This window comes from Solidesulfovibrio aerotolerans (assembly GCF_009856865.1).
GTDB lineage: Bacteria > Desulfobacterota > Desulfovibrionia > Desulfovibrionales > Desulfovibrionaceae > Solidesulfovibrio > Solidesulfovibrio aerotolerans.
Genome location: NZ_WVUD01000006.1, coordinates 45,290 through 64,440, shown reverse-complemented (window position 1 = coordinate 64,440; position 19,151 = coordinate 45,290). Strand labels below are relative to the sequence as shown.

Below are 19,151 nucleotides of genomic sequence, written 5' to 3'. Positions count from 1 at the left end.
CGACGATCCGAGCCCCAGGGTACAAGACAGGAAAAAGCCGGACCACAATGGCCCGGCTTTGCATGTGAGGCGCGCGGGAAAAAGACTCAACCAGCTTTGTCCAGATAGCGTCGCACGGCCGGATTGGGACGCACGGTGGTACGGTAGCCGGAAAGGCGTTGGTTCTCCTGCTTGGCCCGCACCAGATCGGACTGGAGTTCGGCATGCAGCCGTCGGGCTTCAACCGTCAACTGACCTTGCAGGTTCTTCAGCTTATGCAGCTTGTCCCGAAGCAGGCCGATGCTTTCCGGGTCGGCGCAGTTCCAGGCCATTTCCAGCAGCTGTCCACGATTTTTTGCCAGCTCTTCGGCTTCTTCAATCTCACCGGCAAGGAGGTGGTGCAGTTCGCGTTCACCAGTGGCCAGGGCCGCTTCGAGGAATTCAAGCTTATCCGACATGGCGTTATTCCTTTACCGTGGTCTCGAAGCTCTCCTGCAGTTCAGCGATGACTGTCTTAAAACGTCCCATGGCCGGAATGAACTCGTATTCCAGCAGGTCAGCCAAGAGAATCCAGTCTTCGTTTTCGAGCACTTCAAGCATTTCAGAGAAAAGATTGGAAATGTCATCGGCCGCAGCGTCAAAGGCGGAATTGGGACGCTTGGTGGATTCGCTGCGCAACACGCCGACCATGTTGAGAAAATCCCGGGTCACGTCCATGAGATCCTGGTAGACCTCCAGCGCCTCGGCATCGTCGGCCTGGCGGAACAACTCGGCCACGCGCCGTGCGCCGTGGTCCATGAGCCGCACAACCTTGCCAAGCTCATGGGTGATGCTCAGCGCCATGTCCATGACCGGAACACTTTTGACTTCCACGGACTCGATCTCGTCGCTCTCGATGTCCTCGGCCTGATGGGGATAAATCTCGGAAAAACTTTCCTTGTTGACAAAGACATCCGTGACGATGCGTCCTTCGAGTTCGTCCGTCTCCATGATGCGGAGCAGGATTTCCTCGAGATTCTGGAACTGCTTGATCTCGATTCCGGTTTCCCGGCCGTCTACACTTATCATGTCGCGCCTCCCGCTGGAGTTATTGTCGAAGGGAAAGGATTTCCTGTCCCGCCCTCCACTATTCAACAACCGTGCCAGCAGGAATCAGGCCTCGATCAGGTCGGTGAAGGCCTGGATGCAGGCGGCAAAGCGGCGGATATTGGCCACAAGCCGGTCCAGATCAGCCACCTGTTCTTGGGCCTGGCGCCGCCATAACTGGCCCAGCACCGCCAGGTGCGGCGAGGCGGCCCAGAGGGCGTTTAAGCGCTCATAGCTTGAAAGGAAACGGGATTTCATGGCCGAGGTACGAGCGGCCAAAACGGCCTGGCCTTCAATAAGGCGCAGCATGTCGGCCGACTGGGCCAAAAGGCGCAGCAGATTTTGCCGCTCGGTGTCCCCAAGCCCGGAGCTGGCGCTGCTTTCGGGCGGCGTAAAGGGGACATCGTCAAGGAATTGACGAAGGACGTGGCGCTGGCAGCGCAGCCAGATTGCCCTGGCTTCGAGATCGTGGCCGGACAGGGAAACAAGGTCCATAAATCCCGTGTCGTCAAAACCGGACAGCCAGGCCCGGGCTCCGGGGTAGCTGCCCGGCACAAACTGCCCGGTGCGGCAATAGGTTACGGCCGCAGCAGCCACGGCTTGGGGCGCAATGGCGGCCAGACAGGCATGGTCGTGTGGACACGGCGTGCCAAAGGGGCAGGGATGGCACGGCATGTCCGGCTCCAGGCACAGGCAGCCCGCACGATAGGGGCCGGTGTCAAAGGGCTGGGCCGTGGCCAGAAAAATGGCCACGCTGGGGATGCCAAGCCCGGCAGCCAGATGCAGGGTGCCGGTGTCGTTGGTGACAAGCAGACGCAACTCGGCCGTAACGGCGGCTAAAAGCGGCAGATTCGTGGCCCCGACCAGATCCAGGCACGGTCCCTGGCAAAGATTGACAAATTGCGCGGCCAGCGGCTTTTCCGAGCCGGTTCCGACCAGCACGGCCACCGCGCCCACTTCCTGCCACAGCCGATTGGCGGTCTGGGCAAAATACGCCACCGGCCACTGCCGGGCCACGGCGCTGGCCCCGAGCTGGAAACCGACAACCAGCGGCCCGTGGCCCAGACCGTTTAAAAGGCCCCGGGCCGTGGCCGCATCCGCCGGGTCAGGCCGTCGCAGCGCGAACCGGCCCCGCCCCTGGCCCACCCCGGCCGATTTGCGAAACAGATCCACAACATTAAAAGGGCTCAGTCCCCGCCGGGCAGACGAGGCCTCCAAAAAGGCGGCCCAGGGGGTGGATTCGTGGCGAAAGCCAAACGCGTCCAGGGAAAAGCCGCGCACAGCGTCGCCACAAAGTCGCCGGGCCAACAGCCGTGAGGACAGGGCCGCCGTCAGATTGACCACCGCCTCAGGGGCGGCCTTGGCCGCAACCGCATCGGCAAATTCCGTCACCGTCGTCAGGGCTTGCCGCCAGTCTGCGGCCAGACCAGCCAGGAAACGCGCCCCGGGCAACGGGAAAATCGTGGTAGCCTCGGGCAACAGTGCGGCCGCGCCGGCAAAATTTTCCAGACAGGCCACCGACAGGGCATGCCCCTGCCCGGCCAGTTCGGCCAGGGCCGGTTGGGATTGCAGCAGATCGCCAAAGCGCGTGAGATTTTGGACCACAATGTTCATATCCGCTCCCTGACCGGCGTGTGCGCCTGGGCCAAAACGATGCACCGCCCCCAAGCGGCTTGTTGCCCCGTGCCGAAGATGCTACCAGGGCCATGGAGCATCGCAGCCGGCCCGGCCGCCTCGACACCCCCATGAGTAATTCTTTCGAAGACACCGATCTGGCCGCCAAGGCGCTTGAACTGGAACGGTTCCTGCCGGAAGGCCGGCAGGTTGAGTTTCGTGCGCTGGTTGCCGCCATGGCCGATCAGGCCGCCCGGAACAGCCGGCAGGCCGACGAGGCTGCGCAGTATCGCGACCATGCCCGCCGTCTGGGCGGGCAACTCAAGCGTCTGCAGGAAATTTTTAAGGCCAATGACCATGCTTTTGCCACCTTCCGCTCTGCTCTGACCCTGTCCCGGCGGCTGCGCACCATGGCTGAACTGCCCGGCATGCTGACCGATTTGACCCGGGCCATGCACGTGCACACCCTGACCTGCCTGCTCTCCCGGGAGCTCTTTGCCGGTTTCCTGTCGCCTGGCTTCCCCTGCCCCAGCCACAAGTCCCTGACCACGGCGTTAAACGCCCTGCTGCGGCCCGATGCCAGCCGCCGGGTCTATGTCGGCCGCATCTCGGCCCTGCCCCGGCCCGATTTCTTTTTCGATCCGGCCGTATTGGCCCAGTGCCCGGAGTTGCTGGCCGGTTCGTGCTTTATCGCCCCTTTGGCGGACAAGTACCAGCCCAAGCGGCGCATCGGGGCGCTGGCCATGGCCGATACCGACCCCGACCGCTACAATATGCAAAAGGGCACGGATTTCCTGGAGCATTTCTGCGAAGTTCTGGCCGGTGATCTGCTCCACGTCAAGATCCACGAAGAACTGACCCGGCAACGCGAATCCGACGAACTCACCGGCATCCCCAACCGGGCCTATCTGCGCCGCCACGGCCCGGCGCTGCTCGCGCTGGCCGAGCGCCAGGGTTCGCCGGTGTCCCTGCTGTTTTGCGACCTCGACCGGTTCAAGGCTGTCAACGACACCTACGGCCATGAAACCGGCGATGCGGTGCTGCGCGACGTGGCCCGGGCCATGGCCGGCCGGGTGCGGGCTTACGATCTGCTGGCGCGCCTGGGCGGCGACGAATTCGTGGTGCTCCTGCCCAATGCCGGAACGGAGCAGGCTTCGGTCATGGCCGAACGGATACGCCACTGTGTGGCCGAGGTGGCCAGGGATCGGGAGCTCTCCGGGACGCCCGGACTCTCCGTCTCCATCGGCATGGCCCTGCACACCCCGGGCCAGTCCATCGACGCCCTGGTGCGTGAGGCCGATGCAGCCATGTACGTGGACAAACGCACCGACGATCAGAAATGCCCCCTGTGAGCAACAGGCCCGACTCCGTGTCCTCTTGCCGGGCTGCATCGCTACGCCGCCCAAACTGCCGCCGCACCCCAGCACGCCCCCGGGCGTTTGTCTGCCACGGAGCCGCCATGGTCCGACCCTTTCGTTCGTATCCCGTCCTGGCCGCCGCCCTGCTCCTTGCCCTGCTGCTGCTGGGCCGGCCCATGGCCGGCTGGTCGGCGTCGCGGGCCGCCAGCCTGCTGGCGGCCATGTCGGTTGAGGAGAAAGTCGGCCAGATCTTTATGGTCTGGTTTCAAGGCCCGACGGTCTCGCCCGATATTGCCGGGCTCATACGCGAGCGCCACCTCGGCGGCGTCATCCTCTACAGCGCCCCGGGCAATATCGAGACGCCGGACCAGGTGGCCGCCCTGACCGCCGGCCTGCAAGCCCAGGCCGCGGCTACAGGCCAGGGCGTCGGGCTTCTGGTCGGGGTGGACCAGGAGGGTGCCCCGGTGGCCCGGCTGCGTCAGGGATTCACCCTCTTTCCAAGCCAGATGGCCCAGGCCGCAACGGGCCGGGCCGATCTCGTGCGCCAGGCCGCCGCCGCCACAGGGCGGGAACTCCGGGCAGTCGGCATCAACGTCGATTTCGCCCCTGTGGCCGACGTCAATATCAATCCGGCCAATCCGGTCATCGGCATCCGCTCCTTTGGCTCCGCACCGGCCGATGTGGCCCGCAACACAGCCGCAGCCACGGCCGGCTATGCCAGTGTCGGGATGATCTGCACGCCCAAGCATTTTCCCGGCCACGGCGATACAGCCGTGGATTCCCATGTGGGCCTGCCCCGGGTGGACCACGACGCCACGACCCTGGGCCGGGTGGATTTCCCGCCTTTTCGGGCCGCGTTTGCCGCCGACGCCCCCGCGGTCATGACCGCCCATGTCGTGGCCCCGGCCCTGACCGGGGACGATAACGGCCTGCCGGCCACGCTGTCGCGGCGGGTTCTGGAAGGGGTGCTGCGGGGGCGGATGGGCTTTGACGGGGTCATTTTCACCGATTCGCTGGGCATGGGAGCGGTGGCCGACACCTATGGCACGTCCGAGGCGGCCGTCATGGCCCTTGGCGCCGGAGCCGATGTGCTGCTCATTGGCGCGGACGCCGGCCGGCCGGCCAAGGATCGCCTGGACGCCATGGACGCGGTGGTGGCGGCGGTTGCTTCCGGGCGCGTCCCGGCTACCCGCCTCAACGCCGCCGCGTTGCGGGTGCTGCGCCTGAAGGAACGCTACGGCCTGCTTCACGCCAAGGATCAGGCCACGCCATCCCCTGACGCCGCCTCCCGGGTCGGACGGGCCGAGGACACCGCCCTGGCCCGGCGCATCGCCGCCCGCAGCCTGACTGCCTTTGGCCCGACCACGCCGACACTGCCCCTGGCCGCCAATGACACCACCCTGGTCATCCGGCCGCGTTTTGGCCGCGACGTCATCGACGCCGAGGCCGAGGCCGCCCTGGCCCAGTGGCAAGGCCCCAAGCACCTTTTTCTGCCGGTCGATCCCGATGCCCAGGCCATCGCAGGGGCCGTGGCCGAAGCCGAGCAGGCCAGGACCGTGGTGCTGCTGGTCACCAACGCCCGGCAGCGGGACGGCCAGCGCCGTCTGGCCCAAGCCCTGGCCGAACGCAAGGCAACAGCGCTCGTCCTTGTGGCCGCGCAGTCGCCCTACGACCTGCCGCTGTTGCCCCAGGCGGCCGTGCGTCTGGCCACCTACGGCGAAGCCCCGGCCAGTCTGGAGGCCCTGGGCCAGAGCCTTTTGGCCCCTTTTCGCTTCACCGGCCGCGTTCCGGCCGTCTTGCCGGCAAAGGAAGCCCACCCGTGAGTCCAACCGTTTTTAATCATTTCACTCGCTAGATATTTCCATTCGTCATGTTGACCTTTGGGATGGAATGGTTTTGGATACAAAAAAAAGGACAGGAGTTCCTATGAGCACTCACGAATCTACGTACTCTCCGGGGACAGCAAGTCTCTTGCAAGGAATCCTCCTGAGTATCAGCATCATCGCTTCGACGTATATCGGAAATCTATACCTTGCGTTCGCCTTGGCCTTCGTTGGTTGCGTTGTCGCTTTTATTGTCGCCAAACGCATAAGCACACCGATTAACGCCTTGTACCAGGGCTTTCAAAAAATTAATTCCGACAAGCGGACCTTTCTGCTCGACGAAGTAGAATCCTGGAATACGTTTGGCCCGCTGGGCCAAAAAGCGGCCGAAGCCATGGAATTTAGTATGTTGCGGCGAGAATATTATCGTTCTGCCGTGCTCGCCGTGGGAACGCCTTTTTTTATCACCAACAAAGACGGCATTATCACCCATTGCAGTCAATCCATGGCCGTGATGCTGCGAAAGCCACAGCCGGACCTCATCGGCAAGACCGTCAGCCAGGCATTTTACAACAAATCCGGAGTATCCATCACGGAAGACGCCCTCCACCGCGGCAGTTCCATCCATGACGAACGTTCGCTCACCCTGTGGGACGGCCGGTCCCTGGCCTGCTATATCACCGTCGATTGCTTTCACGGCCTGCGTGGGGATCTCCTTGGCGCGGTAACCACCATCACCGACCAGTCGCAAATCCATAACAAGCAACTCGAACTCGAAAAGACGCAGAGCGAACTGCGCAACCTCGGCGACGAAATCAACGAACTCTCCCAGCGGGTGGCTTCGGCTTCGGAAGAGCTGTCCGCCTCCTCCGACGAGCAGGCCCGCGGGGCGCAGCAGCAAAAAGATCAGGCCGACTCCGTGGCCACCGCCATGGAACAAATGACGGCCACGGTCATGGAAGTGGCCCAAAACGCCTCCCAGACCTCCGGGGCCGCCTCCAGCGCCAATGAAGCCGCAGAAAGCGGGGCCGTGGAAGTGCGCGAGGCCGTTGTCGGCATCAAGGCCGTGGCCGAATCCGCCGGCAAGCTCGGCCAGGTGCTCACCGCCCTGGACGGTCAGGCCGCCGAGATCGGCCGCATTATCAGCGTCATTAACGATATCGCCGACCAGACCAATCTGCTGGCCTTAAATGCCGCCATCGAAGCGGCCCGGGCCGGAGACGCCGGACGCGGCTTCGCCGTGGTTGCCGACGAAGTCAGGAAACTGGCCGAAAAGACCATGACCGCCACCAAGGAAGTGGAAAAATCCATCCGCGAAATTCAGGACGGCTCCCGCCATGCCGTGGCCTCCATGCAGGAAACGGAATCCCGGGTGAGCGCCAGCACCGAGGCCACCCATAAGGCCGGCGAAGCCCTGGAACGCATCAAAGCCCGCATTAACGAGGTCAACGGACAGGTGACCCAGATCGCCGCCGCCGCCGAAGAACAGTCTGCCGCCGCCGAAGAGATCAGCCACAACATCGAAGTCATCGCCCGCGTGGCCGCCGAGGCCGACGAAGGGGCCGGCCAGACTGCCCAGGCCACCCGTGAACTGGCCGAATTGGCCAATTCCCTGCTCACCCTGGCCGGTGCCTTTGCCCAACGCCAAGGCAATGCGCTCAATCTGCGCCAGTCCCAGGGCAATATGAAGGGCATCCTGCCCAAGCTCATGCAGGATTTCATCCGGGAACAGTTCGGCCAAAAGGTGTTTGACGCCATGCAGGAGGCCATGGGGCATCCCACCTTCCTGCCCACCCAGAACTACCCGGATCAGGTGTTGCGCCAGATGGCCGACTTCGCGTCGGAAAAATCCGGCAAATCCACCAAGGACATCTTCCTGGCCCTGGGACGGTTTACCATCAAAGGATTCCACCGCCATTATCCGCGCTATTTCAAGGCCGATACCCTCAAGGATTTCTTCCTGACCATGAACGATACCCATGCCCGGCTCACCAAGGATATGCCCGGTCTTATGCCCCCGCGCTTCACCTACGAAGACATGGGCGACCGGCTGGTCATGACCTACCACTCCAAGCGGGCCTATCCGGAATATTACGAAGGCATCCTGCGGGGCGCGGCGGAATTCTTCAAGGAACCGGTCGATATCAGCGTCTCGTACAACGATCCCCACACGGCCCGGGCGGAAGTCGTCTTCCGCGGCGGCCGTCGGCCCAAAGCGTTAGGCGCCTAGAACGGCCCTTGGGCGCGCGTTTGGGCCGGCCGACGCGCGCCTCCCTGCCGCCCATGCCTGCCGCCGCACTGACCATCGCCCTGTACGGATTTGACGATCCGGCGGCCGCCTGCGCCCGGTTGCGGGTGTTTGAGCCGGTGCGCGCCTTAACGCCGGCCGTGCGCCTGCTCATGGGCGTCGTGCCCAGCGGACCGGGCCATACCGTGGCCACCGATGTCCTGGCCGCAGCCGATCTGGTCCTCATCCAGCGCTTTTTTCCCGGTCCCCGCACCGCCCCCATCCTGGAGGCCATTTTTGCCAGCGGCAAACCCGTGGTCTATGACACCGACGACGATTTTACCGCTGTCCCGGCCGGGCATCCTTTTTTCCCCCGCATGGCTGCGCTTGTGCCCCACATCCGCGACACGGCCGGGCGCGCCACCCTGGTCACTGTCAGCACCCCCGGGCTGGCCGCCGTCTTTCGCCCCCTGGCCGCCAGGGTGCGCGTGGTCCCAAACTGCCTCCCCGAAGCGCTGTGGCAGCCGGTCGCGCCCCCGCAGCGGCCCGTGGCCGCCATCGGCTTTGCCGCCACCCCCTCCCATGCCCCGGATCTGGCCTGTCTTGAACCAGCCTTGTCCCGACTGGCCCAGACGGCGGGATTTTCCGGCCGCTTCGTTTTTTACGGCTGCCCGCCGGCTCCTGGGACGTTTCCCGGAGCAACGATCCTGCCCTTTGCCCCGGATTACGCCGCCTACGCCGCCAAATTGCCGCGTCTGGGGCTGGCCATCGGTCTGGCCCCCCTGGCCGATACGCCCTTTGATCGGGCCAAAAGCGCCATCAAATGGCTGGAATATACCGCCAGCGGCGCGGCCGGCATCTATGCCGATCTGCCGCCCTACCAGGATGTGGTCGAAGACGGACAGACCGGTCTGCTGGTCGGACCCCAGCCCCAGGCCTGGGCCGAGGCCGTGGCCCGGCTGGTGGCCGATGCGCCCCTGCGCCGCCGACTGGCGGGCAAGGCCCGGGAGGCCCTGGACCGCTCCCATTGGCTCGCAACCGGAGCCAGCGCGTTTGGAGATGCCTGGCGCAGCGCCGCCCAAGGAGACACGCCATGAACCCGGTGTGGTTGGATGATCCCCACTTTCCGACAGCCCTTGGCGATCTGCTCCTGGCCGGCACGGTGGGCCGCGACCACCTGCGGCGCGCCGCCGCCCTGGCCGCAACCGCCGCCCAGGGTGCTCCAGCCCACGCCCAGGCGCAGTGGCGGCAACGCCAAGCCTTGCTCCTGGCGGCCGCCCTGGAAGAAGACCCGCTCTACGGGCCAACGGCCCAGGCGCTGGTCGCCCTGCTGCCGGCCCTGCCGCCGGGCAGCTTCGATCCGGGCTTTGCCGCCCTGGCCGCCACCCTGGCCAGCCGCTTTACCGTCCCGGAAAGCACGGCCTATTTTGAGCGTCTGACCGCCGCAGGGGACGAGGCCCGCCTGAGCCGCTTCCTGGACAACGAGATCCGCACCGGCCGCCACGCCCTGTTCTGGCTGCATGTGGCCCTGCGCCGGGCCGTGCTGGTCCGCGACTTTGACCAGGCAGGCAGCCTGGCCGGCTGCGTCCTGACCGGCGAGCTGGCACCCCTTCGCGCCAAAGTCGCCGGCGATCTGGCCCTGCTGGCCGGCGACCGGCCAGCCGCCCTCACCCACTATCAGGCTGTTGCGGCCACGGCCCCCTGGCCGGCGGGCCTGTTTCGCCTGGGACTGGCCACCCTGGCCCTGGGCGATGCCGCACTGGCCCGGGACCAGCTGTCTGCCCTGGTCCGGGCCATGCCCGAACATGTTTCGGCCCAGCTCGCCCTGGCCGATCTGGTTTCGGGCCGCTCCCGCGCCGTCTCCCGCCTGCCCGGGAGTCTGGCCGTGGCCCTTTACACCTTTAACAAGGCCGCGGATCTCGACCGGACGCTGGCCTCCCTGTTTGCTTCGGATCAAAACATGTGCGACGGCGCAACCCAGGTGTTCGTCCTGGACAACGCCTCCGGCGACGCCACCCCGGCGGTCGTCGCGGCCTGGGTCGAGCGCCTGGGCCGGGAGCGACTGGTCTCCATCCGGCTGCCGGTCAATATCGGCGCGCCGGCGGCCCGCAACTGGCTGGCTGCGGATGCCCGCACCCAGTCGGCCGATTTTATGGCCTATCTCGACGACGATGTGGATTTGCCCCCCGACTGGCTGGGCCGACTGGCCGCCGCCGCCGCCGCCTATCCCGAGGCCGGGGTCTGGGGCTGCCAGGTGGCCGACGCCCGAAACCCGGCCATTGCCCAGGGTGTGGACGGCATGCTCACACCGCCCCCCAGTGGCGGCGACGGCCTGCATATTGGCGATCTGCACGCCCAAGGCTTCAATTTCATGGGATTTTCACACATGCGGCCGTGTCTGACGGTCATGGGCTGCTGTCATCTGTTTCGCCGCGACCGGCTGGCCCGGGCCGATGGTTTCGATATCCGCTACAGCCCCTCCCAGTACGACGACGTGGACCACGATCTGCGTCTGGTCCTGGCCGGCACGCCGCCCGTCTACCAGGGCCATCTGACGGTGGCCCACCGCCGCCCGGCCCCGGCCCTGGCCCCGCAATCGCCGCAGCAGCTCGCCGCAGCCCAGGCCAACCGGCACAAGCTCGTGGCCAAGCACGCCGACCATCTGGCCGAGCTGGTCCAGCGGCAGCGCACGGTGGCGGCAAATGATTTGCGGCAAAAAAGGCTGGAAATGGGCGCAGCAGGGCTGCTCGCAGAGGTGCCTACGCGGCCGGATCAGCCAAAGGGAAGGTGAGGCGGAAGGCAGCCCCCTGGGGACTGCTGCCAAAGGTCAGCCCGCCGCGCAACTGCCGGGTCAACTGCACCACGAGCTGCATGCCAAGCGAGCGAACGGCGTCTGGATGAAATCCCGGCGGCAACCCGACCCCGTCGTCCTCCACCACGGCCAGGATCATGCCCGCCTCGCAAGTAAGGGCCACCCGGATGTTGCCGGCGTCGCGGTTGGCAAACCCATGTTTGACGGCATTGGTCAGCAGTTCATTGATGGCCAGCCCAAAGGGAATGGCCTTGTCCACGCTGACCCGGCACTCGGCCAGATTGAGGGCAAAGCCGATACTTTTCGAGCCGCGAAGTGATTGCACCACTTTGGGGGCCAGCCGCTCCAGATATTCTTTGAGATCGACCCGGGCCAGATCGCCGGAGCGGTACAGCTCTTCATGAATAAGCGCCATGGAGGCGATGCGGTTACGGCTTTCCTCAAAGATAGTCTGGATAGCCGGATCGTTAACGGTGTCTTTTTGCAGGAACAGCAGACTGGAGATGATCTGGAGATTGTTTTTGACCCGGTGGTGGACTTCCTTGAGCAGCACTTCCTTTTCCAACAAGGAATCGCGTAACTGCCGCTCCCTGATCTTGTCGCTGGTGACGTCCCGAATGACGCCGACGATATAGCGGTTCCCCTTGGGATCGACAAAAAGCCCCTTGCGTGTGACCAGGATGTGGGTCTGTCCCTGGCTGTCGGTCAATCGCTCTTCGTAAAGATCGGGCTGGCCGGTTTCCAGCACCAGATTATCGCGTTCGACAAACACTACCGCCTCGTCGCGGGACACGAAATCCACATCCGCTTTGCCGATAATGGCGTCAGCCGGCTGGCCCAGCATGGCGCACAAGGCCTCATTGACCTGCACAAACCGGTGGCTGCTGTCCTTGACGAACACCGGGTCGGGAATGGCCGCCAGCACCAACGCCGTGAACTGTCGGGACAGCTGCAGCTCCTCTTCGACCCGCCGCCGCTCGCTGCTGTCACGCGAGACGCCTACAAAGCCAATAAGTTTGCCTTTGGCGTCAAAGATCCTGCGCACCACCGCTTCCACCCAGACCGTTGTCCCGTCTTTGCGGTACATTTCAATATCGATCGCACGCGGCGCGCTGCGCCCGGCAGGATCGGCCTCCATGCTTTGGCGAACGGCCTCCTTGACCCGGGCGGCAGATTCGGGCGTCAGGGTCTCTTCCATGGATCTGGCCAGGGCTTCATCCACGGTAAAGCCAAGCAATTTTTTCACCGAAGGACTGATGTAGGTCAGACGCAGGGATGCATCAAGGGTATAGATGAGGTCGTGGGCATTGTCGGCCAGCAGACGGTATTTGGCCTCGCTTTCCCGCAGGCTGCGCTCGGCGGCCTTGCGCGGGCCGATATTGCGCATAAAGATCAGGGCACCATCAGCGCCGTTCAAGGCAAAAGGAACCGCCGATACCTCCACTTCCAGGGATGTGCCGTCCAACCGCAGATAGCACTGTTCACGCAGCATGACCGGGACTTTCGCAACGAGGTTTTGGGCCATGCGCTCGGCCACGGAGGCTCGAAAATCCTCATGGACAAGGCTAAAAATTTCGCGACCAACGAGCCGATCCGGTGCATCGGCACCGAAAATTTTGGCAGCTTCGGTATTGGCAAACACAAACCGGACGCCGTCATGGATGAGGATGGCGTCCGGAGCATATTCCACGACCAGACGATAGCGCTCTTCACTTTGAAGCAGCTCCAGTTCCTTGCGGTGATAGGCTTTGACGTGGCGCTTGAGTAGGAAGAAAAGCAAAAGCGAGGTGACGACAACAAAAGCAAATCCTTTATAGGAAGAGACTCGCAAGAGCATATCTGGGTCATATCGAAAAAGCATGTCGGCCAATTTGTCGGAAAAGAGAATCCACAAAAATCCAAGAACTGTATACAATAATGCAATACTGACCGGCATGCGGCCACTCACTTTCTGCTGTTGGTAACGCTCTTGGATTGACATGCTGTGCCGTCCGGAGAAGAAGAAAAAGCGAAGCGGTATCCGGGCACTCCGCTCTTCCCGACAGGCACCTGAAAATTCGCCGCAGCCTTAAAAACCACTCCGGCTACTGATTTTCCGTCGCCTTGGTCAGTCGGGTCACATTACTTTTGGTAAAAAACCCATCAAAGCCATCATAGCGCTCTATATACTCATTGACCAGCAGAGTTCGCGCCGACATGGCCGAAAAAATCTGCTTGAGGCCCTCTTCCCGCGAACCAACCAGGGGCGACAAAAACTGCATGCCGTCAGCGGTCAGCCCGGCCACCACGTCTTCAATGCTGTCCGTGCCAAAGGCCATGTGGTGGGGCCGCAGCCCGTAATTGCGAATAAACCCCTCGGTTGGGCCGGCATCCGCCTGACCATCTGCCGGCATGATGCCCGAAGTGAAGACCTGGGCGTAGTCGCCAAGGCCCAGACGGGCCACATTGGTGATGGAATTGAGCGATGCAACGTAGACTGCGAAATCAAAGCGGTAATTGGTCAGGGCCAAAAACTCTGTGATGGCGCTGTCGCGGTGCCGGGCCTGCACCCGCGTGGCCACATGATCGAGGCCGCCCAGGTGAGCCAGCCAGGGACGCTCCGGTTTGACCGGGGCCAGGGGCAGCAGCCGACTCCGGGCGTGGGCGTAGGCTCCCGGTCGGCCATGCCACTGGAGAAAGCCCAGCGAATTGCCGGTATGGGCCGAGGGCGCGGTCTGTATAAAGGAGAACGTCTCCGTCACCAGGGGGGCCGGCGTTAAAAACGCCACGCCCCGTGCCTGTTGCAGGGCCACGTAACGGGGAAGGTCATGGCAGATGAAAACGAAGGTTTCCAGGCGCGCCGCCGCGTCCTGTCCGGTCTTGGCGCCGGTGTTATACGGCAGAAACGGATTGTCCTGGCCGGCGGGACGGCTTTTAATGAGAAAATCCGCTCCAAGGCCATCGCGCAGCACAAGGGCCGGCGCGCCGTCGGCGGTCAGCGGATCGGTAAGGGCGGCCTCGAAACGAAGGCCGGTGGACCCGAGCAACTCCTCGGCCGCAGGCACGAGATCGGCCGGGGCGACATTAAGGACAACGGCGGCCAGTCCGCCGACCAGACCGTCCAGCCCGGCCTGGCGGCGTTCGGTCAAGGTTTTCTCGACCGCACGCAACAACTGCCCATCATCATTTGCAAACGCGTCGTTCAAAAGCTGCCTCCAAAAAATGGCGCGTTAGAGCATATCCACGGGATCGAGATCAAGGACGAACCGGATGTTGGCCGCACCGGCCAAGGCCTGGCGGCCGGCGGCAAACACCTGCCGCACGGCCGGCCAATCCGGCGATTTGAGCAAGCAATGAAACCGCCTGCGCCCGGCAACCAGAGCCAAGGGGGCAGGAGCCGGCCCGAGCACCCGCACCCCAAGGGGTGCTGCGGCCAGACGCATCGCTTCCCCAACGGCCGCCACCAGCCCGAAACCGTCTTCCACTTCCCGGGGAAAACTCAAGCGGGCCAACCCCAGACGGGTAAAAGGCGGATAGCATAACCGGCGACGCCGGGAAAGCTCCAGTTCGTAAAAGCCTTCAAAATCACTGCGAACAACATGGGCGAAAAACGGATCATCCGGCATCCGCGTCTGGATAAGCACCCGCCCCGGCCGCTCGCCCCGCCCGGCCCGGCCGGCCACCTGGGTGAGCAGTTGAAAGGTGCGCTCCGAGGCCCGGTAATCGGGCAGATTGCGGCCCAGATCGGCATCGGCGGCAATGACCAGGGTCACGTCCGGGAAATGGTGCCCCTTGGAGAGCATCTGGGTACCGACCAGCACCTGGGCCTGGCCCGAGGCAAATTCCGCCAGGATGGCCTCGGCCCGTTCGGGACGCCGGGCCACGTCGCGGTCCAGGCGGGCCACCCGGGCCGTTGCCGGCAGCACCCCGGACAATTGTTCCTCCAGCAGTTCGGACCCCACGCCCATGGGCAAAAAGCTCGCCCCGCCGCAGATCGGGCACGGCGAGGGATGGGGCCGGGCCAGGCCGCAGTAATGGCACACCAGCCGCTCGCGGTCCTTGTGGAAAGTCAGGGACAGTTCGCAGCGCGGGCAGCGCACCGGCGCTTCGCAGTCCAGGCAAAAAAGCAGCGGCGCATAGCCGCGGCGGTTGAGCAGAATCATGGCCTGATCGCCGGCCGCCACTGTTTCGGCCAGGGCGGCGGCAGCCAGATCCGTCAGCACGCCGGTGCGGTCCCCGGTTTCGCGTTTGCCGGCAACAGCCGTCAGCTTGCCCGCTCCGCGCATGTCCACCAGTTCGATGGCCGGCAGGCCGCCCCCTCCCACCCGGTGGGCCAGACGCACCATGGGTACATGGCCGGCCTTGGCAGCGTAATACGTCTTCACATCCGGGGTGGCTGAACCGAGCACGAGGAGCGCCCCGGACTGATTGGCCCGGAAAAACGCCACTTCCTTGGCCTGATACGGCAGCCGGTCCTCTTGTTTAAAGGCCCCGTCATGCTCCTCGTCAAGGACGATGAGCCCGATATTGCGCAGCGGCAATAGCAGGGCCGACCGTGTGCCGGCCACAATGGCCGGGGCGTCAGCGGCAGCCGCCCGGGCAAAGGCCTGCTCCCGCACGGCCGGCGGCTGGTAGCCATGGGAAAGTACGGGACAAGCTTCAGGAAAGGCCCGTAGAGCAGCCCGGTGGAGCTTGGCGGCCAGGGCCACTTCCGGGGCAAGCAGCAACACCTGGCGTCCCTTGGCCAGGGTCAGACGGGTCAGCTCCATATAAAGGCGCGTCTTGCCGCTGCCGGTGACGCCGTAGACCAGTCGGGCCGCACCGTCCGGCTGGTCCAGCACAGGGGCCAGGGTGGCCAGGGCAGCAGCCTGTTCGGCTGTGAGCGGCGGCATTTCCGACGCTTGGCCACTGCCTGGCTCGGGTAGCGGACAGGTGGCCTCGCCTTCGTCAAAACGCACCAGCTCCAGACTGGCGAGGCGGCGCAGGATTGGGAGCGTCCCGGGGCCAAGGCGTTTTTTGAGATCGGATAAGGAAGTCGGGCCGAGGTCGCACAGCAGATCGAGCACAGCCAGCTGCTTGGCCGCTCCGGGACGCACCGGCCAGGGCGGATCGGCCGCCAAAGAGCACAACGGATCGCGCGCCGCGGCATCGAGGCGGCAACGCATGGCCCCGGCCCGCCAAGCGGTCGCGAGTTGGGCCTGCTCGTCAGGGGATTTGCGTGAAAGGGCCTGGGCGGTCAGCAATCTGGGCAGGCCGGCCTCGTCGTTTTCAAACACCACTTTGGCCGTACGCAGCCCGCGCGGCAACAGCGTCCCCAGAATGCGTCCGGGCGGGGCCATGTGCCGGCTGGCCAGGGTGTTGACGAGCTGGAGATAGGCGGCGTCACACAGCGGCGCACGCTCGAGTGGCCAGACGACCGGGCGCAGGGTCACCCCGGCCGGTCGGGGGGCGTCCTGCTCCCAGACAACGCCGGTGCGCAGCCAACCGGCCACAGGCACGATCAGGCGCAGCCCAACCGGAAAATCCGTCAGGCCGAAATGCGGCGGCAGGGCGTAGGTGAGGATGCTGTACGGCGGCGCGGTCAACGCCACGGCAATGGCGGCAGTCATGGGCTGGCGTCCTTACCCGACAGGGCGGCGCGTTTGAGGGGGATGCGCCCCTGGGTCAGGCCCCCTGGGCACGGCAGCGGCTGGCAACGCGTTGTCCAAATGCAAACGCCCGGAGGGCGATCCCCCCGGGCGCGATACGTCGATGGACACTGCCAGGGCAGGACGAACGGCCTAATTCCCAAAAGGCAGCAACTCGCGCAGACGGGGCACCAGCGACTCGCGCAAAACCTCGTCGTGCAGGGCGAAATAGATGTTGGCGGTGAGATAGTCCACCCAGTCGCCGGCGTCGAAGCGCTGGCCCTGGATCTTGACGGCGAGCAACCGGTTGTTGCCGGCCAGCCCCTTGAGCGCATCGGTGAGCTGGATTTCGCCGCCGTGCCCCGGAGCCACCTTCTCCAGATGGTAAAAGATATCCGGGAAAAGGACATAGCGGCCAACGATGGCCAGACGCGAAGGGGCCTCGTTGACTTTGGGCTTTTCCACCAGATCGCGCACGCGGTACATGCCCGGAGCAAATTCTTCGCCATCGATGATGCCGTAGCGCGACACCATGTGGGGCGGCACTTCCATGACGCCGACGACCGGCATATGCTCGGTCATGGCCACGGTCAGGAGCTGCTTGATGCCCGGCTCCATGCTAAACATAAGGTCGTCGCCGACCATGACGGCAAAGGGATCGTTTTTGCAGATCTCGCGGGCGCACAGCACGGCGTGGCCCAGGCCCAGCTGCTTTTTCTGGCGTACGGAGATGATGTTGACCATTTCCGCCACTTCCCGGACCTTTTTAAGCATCTCCGTCTTCCCGGTGCGGGAGAGCAGATCCTCAAGGGTCAGGTTGTAATCGAAGTGATCTTCGATGATGGTCTTGTTGCGGTTGGTGACGAAGACCACATCCTGCAGGCCCGAGGCCTGGGCTTCTTCAACCACATACTGCACCACAGGTTTGTTATAGACGGGCAGCATTTCCTTGGGGATGTTCTTCGTGGCCGGCAAGGACCGCGTACCCCATCCGGCGACGGGAATGACCACCTTCTTAATTTCCATGCTCTTCTCCTTGAATGCGCGCACTGCCCGGTATTTTTCGGAGGCGGCGAACCGCGCCCATGCGCCGGCCGTCCGGATATTGACCCACCCGATGATGCCGCCAACACGCGTTTCCGTGGCTCCCGGCATCACCAATGGACGGTAAATCCTTTGCTTTCACAAGTCCAGTCCCAAAAGACATTTCCGGTGATCCCACTGCCGCAGCGGCTGTCAGCGCAGCGGCTGTCAGCGCAGCGGCTGTCAGCGCAGCGCCTCGCCCACGGTGGCGGCAAGGCAAGCGCACAGCGATTCCACCAAGGCCGCATCCTCGGCCTCGACCATGACCCGGGCCAGGGATTCGGTGCCGGAATAGCGCAGCAGCACCCGGCCGCGACCGGCCAGACGTTTTTCGGCCTCGGCCACGGCCGCTTCGATGGCCGGCGCTTGGCTGAAGGGAATTTTCCGGGTCACGGGCACGTTGACGAGTTTTTGCGGATAGGGAGCCAAAAGCGTTGCCAACTCCGACAGGGGCCTGCCCTTGCGCACCATGATTTTCATGAGTTGCAACGCGGCCAGGGTGCCGTCACCGGTGGTGCTGTGGTTTAAAAAGATGAGATGCCCCGACTGCTCACCGCCAAGCACCGCCCCATTGGCCCGCATGGCCTCGACCACGTAGCGGTCGCCGACCGGGGTGCGCAACAACCGCCCGCCCCGCTCGGCCATAAACACTTCCAAGGCCATGTTGCTCATGACCGTGGCCACCAGCAGATTGCCCGGAAGGGCGCCGCGCTCCAGAAAATCCAGGGCGCAGATGGCCATGATCTGGTCGCCGTCCAGGATGCGGCCCTTTTCGTCAGCGACGATAACCCGGTCCGCGTCGCCATCCAGGGCGATGCCGATATCGGCCCCGGTCTCCACCACCATTTTGGCCATCTGCTCGGGATAAAGCGAGCCAACGCCTTGGTTGATGTTGGCTCCGTCGGGGTCCACACCGATTTTTATGACCGTGGTCCCAAGCTCTTCAAAGACCAGGGGGGCCACCCGGAAAGCCGCGCCATTGGCGCAATCGAGTACGATTTTCATGCCCTCGAAATTGATGTCGAGGGGGATGGAATTTTTTAAAAACACGTTGTAGCGGCCGGTGCTGTCCTGCAGCTTGAAGGCCCGGCCCACGGCATCGGGCTCGGGGAGAATCCAATCCCGCGAGCAGCCTTCAACCGAGGCCGCAATCTCGGCTTCCACGGCATCAGGGAGCTTAAAACCCATGTGGTCGAAAAATTTGATGCCGTTATCGCAGGCAGGATTGTGGGAGGCCGAAATCACCACGCCCACATCGGCCCGCATATCGCGGGTGAGAAACGAGATGGCCGGCGTTGGCAGCGGTCCGACCAGAAACACATCCATACCGGCAGCGCAAAAGCCAGAGGCCAGGGCGTATTCGTAGATATAACCGGAACGGCGCGTGTCCTTGCCGATGAGCACTTTATGCCGGCGGCCGCCGTTGTGAAAATGCAGACCCGCAGAAAGCCCCAGGCGCATGACCACATCGGGTGTCATTGGATAGGCATTGACCCTGCCGCGAAGACCATCGGTTCCGAAAAGCTTTTTATCCATGTTCCGTTCCAGTCGGTTGAGGCTGGC

13 protein-coding genes are annotated in these 19,151 nt (G+C 64.1%); 5 read left to right on the top strand and 8 right to left on the bottom strand.

What is annotated here, in order from left to right:
- Positions 1 to 86 precede the first annotated feature (86 nt).
- The 3 genes from GTA51_RS05470 to GTA51_RS05460 form a co-directional block, all read right to left on the bottom strand.
- On the bottom strand, positions 87 to 437 hold the full coding sequence (locus GTA51_RS05470; protein WP_160959348.1) for a hypothetical protein: 351 nt from the start codon (positions 435 to 437) through the stop codon (positions 87 to 89).
- Positions 438 to 441: 4 nt separating this feature from the next.
- Positions 442 to 1,047, bottom strand: a complete 606-nt coding sequence (locus GTA51_RS05465) for a DUF8043 domain-containing protein (protein ID WP_160959346.1) — start codon at positions 1,045 to 1,047, stop codon at positions 442 to 444.
- Positions 1,048 to 1,131: 84 nt separating this feature from the next.
- Entirely contained in the window at positions 1,132 to 2,679 is a 1,548-nt protein-coding gene (locus GTA51_RS05460) for a glycosyltransferase family 9 protein (RefSeq protein WP_160959344.1), read from the bottom strand.
- A 92-nt stretch (positions 2,680 to 2,771) separates the two neighbouring features.
- Between GTA51_RS05460 and GTA51_RS05455 the strand changes: the two genes are divergently transcribed.
- From GTA51_RS05455 to GTA51_RS05435, 5 genes are all read left to right on the top strand, one after another.
- Positions 2,772 to 4,031, top strand: coding sequence for a GGDEF domain-containing protein (locus GTA51_RS05455; RefSeq protein WP_246197997.1), 1,260 nt, complete (start codon positions 2,772 to 2,774; stop codon positions 4,029 to 4,031).
- A 107-nt stretch (positions 4,032 to 4,138) separates the two neighbouring features.
- Complete coding sequence (locus tag GTA51_RS05450; protein WP_246197996.1) at positions 4,139 to 5,860, top strand: glycoside hydrolase family 3 protein; 1,722 nt, start codon at positions 4,139 to 4,141, stop codon at positions 5,858 to 5,860.
- Positions 5,861 to 5,927: 67 nt separating this feature from the next.
- Complete coding sequence (locus GTA51_RS05445) at positions 5,928 to 8,090, top strand: methyl-accepting chemotaxis protein (protein WP_343039475.1); 2,163 nt, start codon at positions 5,928 to 5,930, stop codon at positions 8,088 to 8,090.
- Between the two features lie 8 nt (positions 8,091 to 8,098).
- Positions 8,099 to 9,184: a glycosyltransferase gene (locus GTA51_RS05440; RefSeq protein WP_246197995.1), complete on the top strand. Its 1,086-nt coding sequence runs from the start codon at positions 8,099 to 8,101 to the stop codon at positions 9,182 to 9,184.
- On the top strand, positions 9,181 to 10,878 hold the full coding sequence (locus GTA51_RS05435) for a glycosyltransferase family 2 protein (RefSeq protein ID WP_160959341.1): 1,698 nt from the start codon (positions 9,181 to 9,183) through the stop codon (positions 10,876 to 10,878). Before GTA51_RS05440 ends, GTA51_RS05435 begins: the two co-directional genes overlap by 4 nt.
- On the opposite strand, the gene GTA51_RS05430 is transcribed toward GTA51_RS05435, so the two are convergent.
- From GTA51_RS05430 to glmM, 5 genes are all read right to left on the bottom strand, one after another.
- Complete coding sequence (locus GTA51_RS05430; protein WP_246197994.1) at positions 10,847 to 12,736, bottom strand: PAS domain S-box protein; 1,890 nt, start codon at positions 12,734 to 12,736, stop codon at positions 10,847 to 10,849. The two genes, GTA51_RS05435 and GTA51_RS05430, sit on opposite strands and share 32 nt — an antisense overlap.
- A 247-nt stretch (positions 12,737 to 12,983) precedes the next feature.
- Positions 12,984 to 14,084: a hypothetical protein gene (locus tag GTA51_RS05425; protein WP_160959338.1), complete on the bottom strand. Its 1,101-nt coding sequence runs from the start codon at positions 14,082 to 14,084 to the stop codon at positions 12,984 to 12,986.
- A gap of 24 nt (positions 14,085 to 14,108) precedes the next feature.
- Positions 14,109 to 16,487, bottom strand: coding sequence for a replication restart helicase PriA (gene priA / locus GTA51_RS05420; RefSeq protein WP_160959336.1), 2,379 nt, complete (start codon positions 16,485 to 16,487; stop codon positions 14,109 to 14,111).
- Positions 16,488 to 16,658: 171 nt separating this feature from the next.
- Complete coding sequence (galU, locus tag GTA51_RS05415; protein ID WP_160959334.1) at positions 16,659 to 17,531, bottom strand: UTP--glucose-1-phosphate uridylyltransferase GalU; 873 nt, start codon at positions 17,529 to 17,531, stop codon at positions 16,659 to 16,661.
- Between the two features lie 240 nt (positions 17,532 to 17,771).
- Positions 17,772 to 19,124, bottom strand: coding sequence for a phosphoglucosamine mutase (gene glmM, locus GTA51_RS05410; RefSeq protein WP_160959332.1), 1,353 nt, complete (start codon positions 19,122 to 19,124; stop codon positions 17,772 to 17,774).
- Between the last annotated feature and the right edge of the window lie 27 nt (positions 19,125 to 19,151).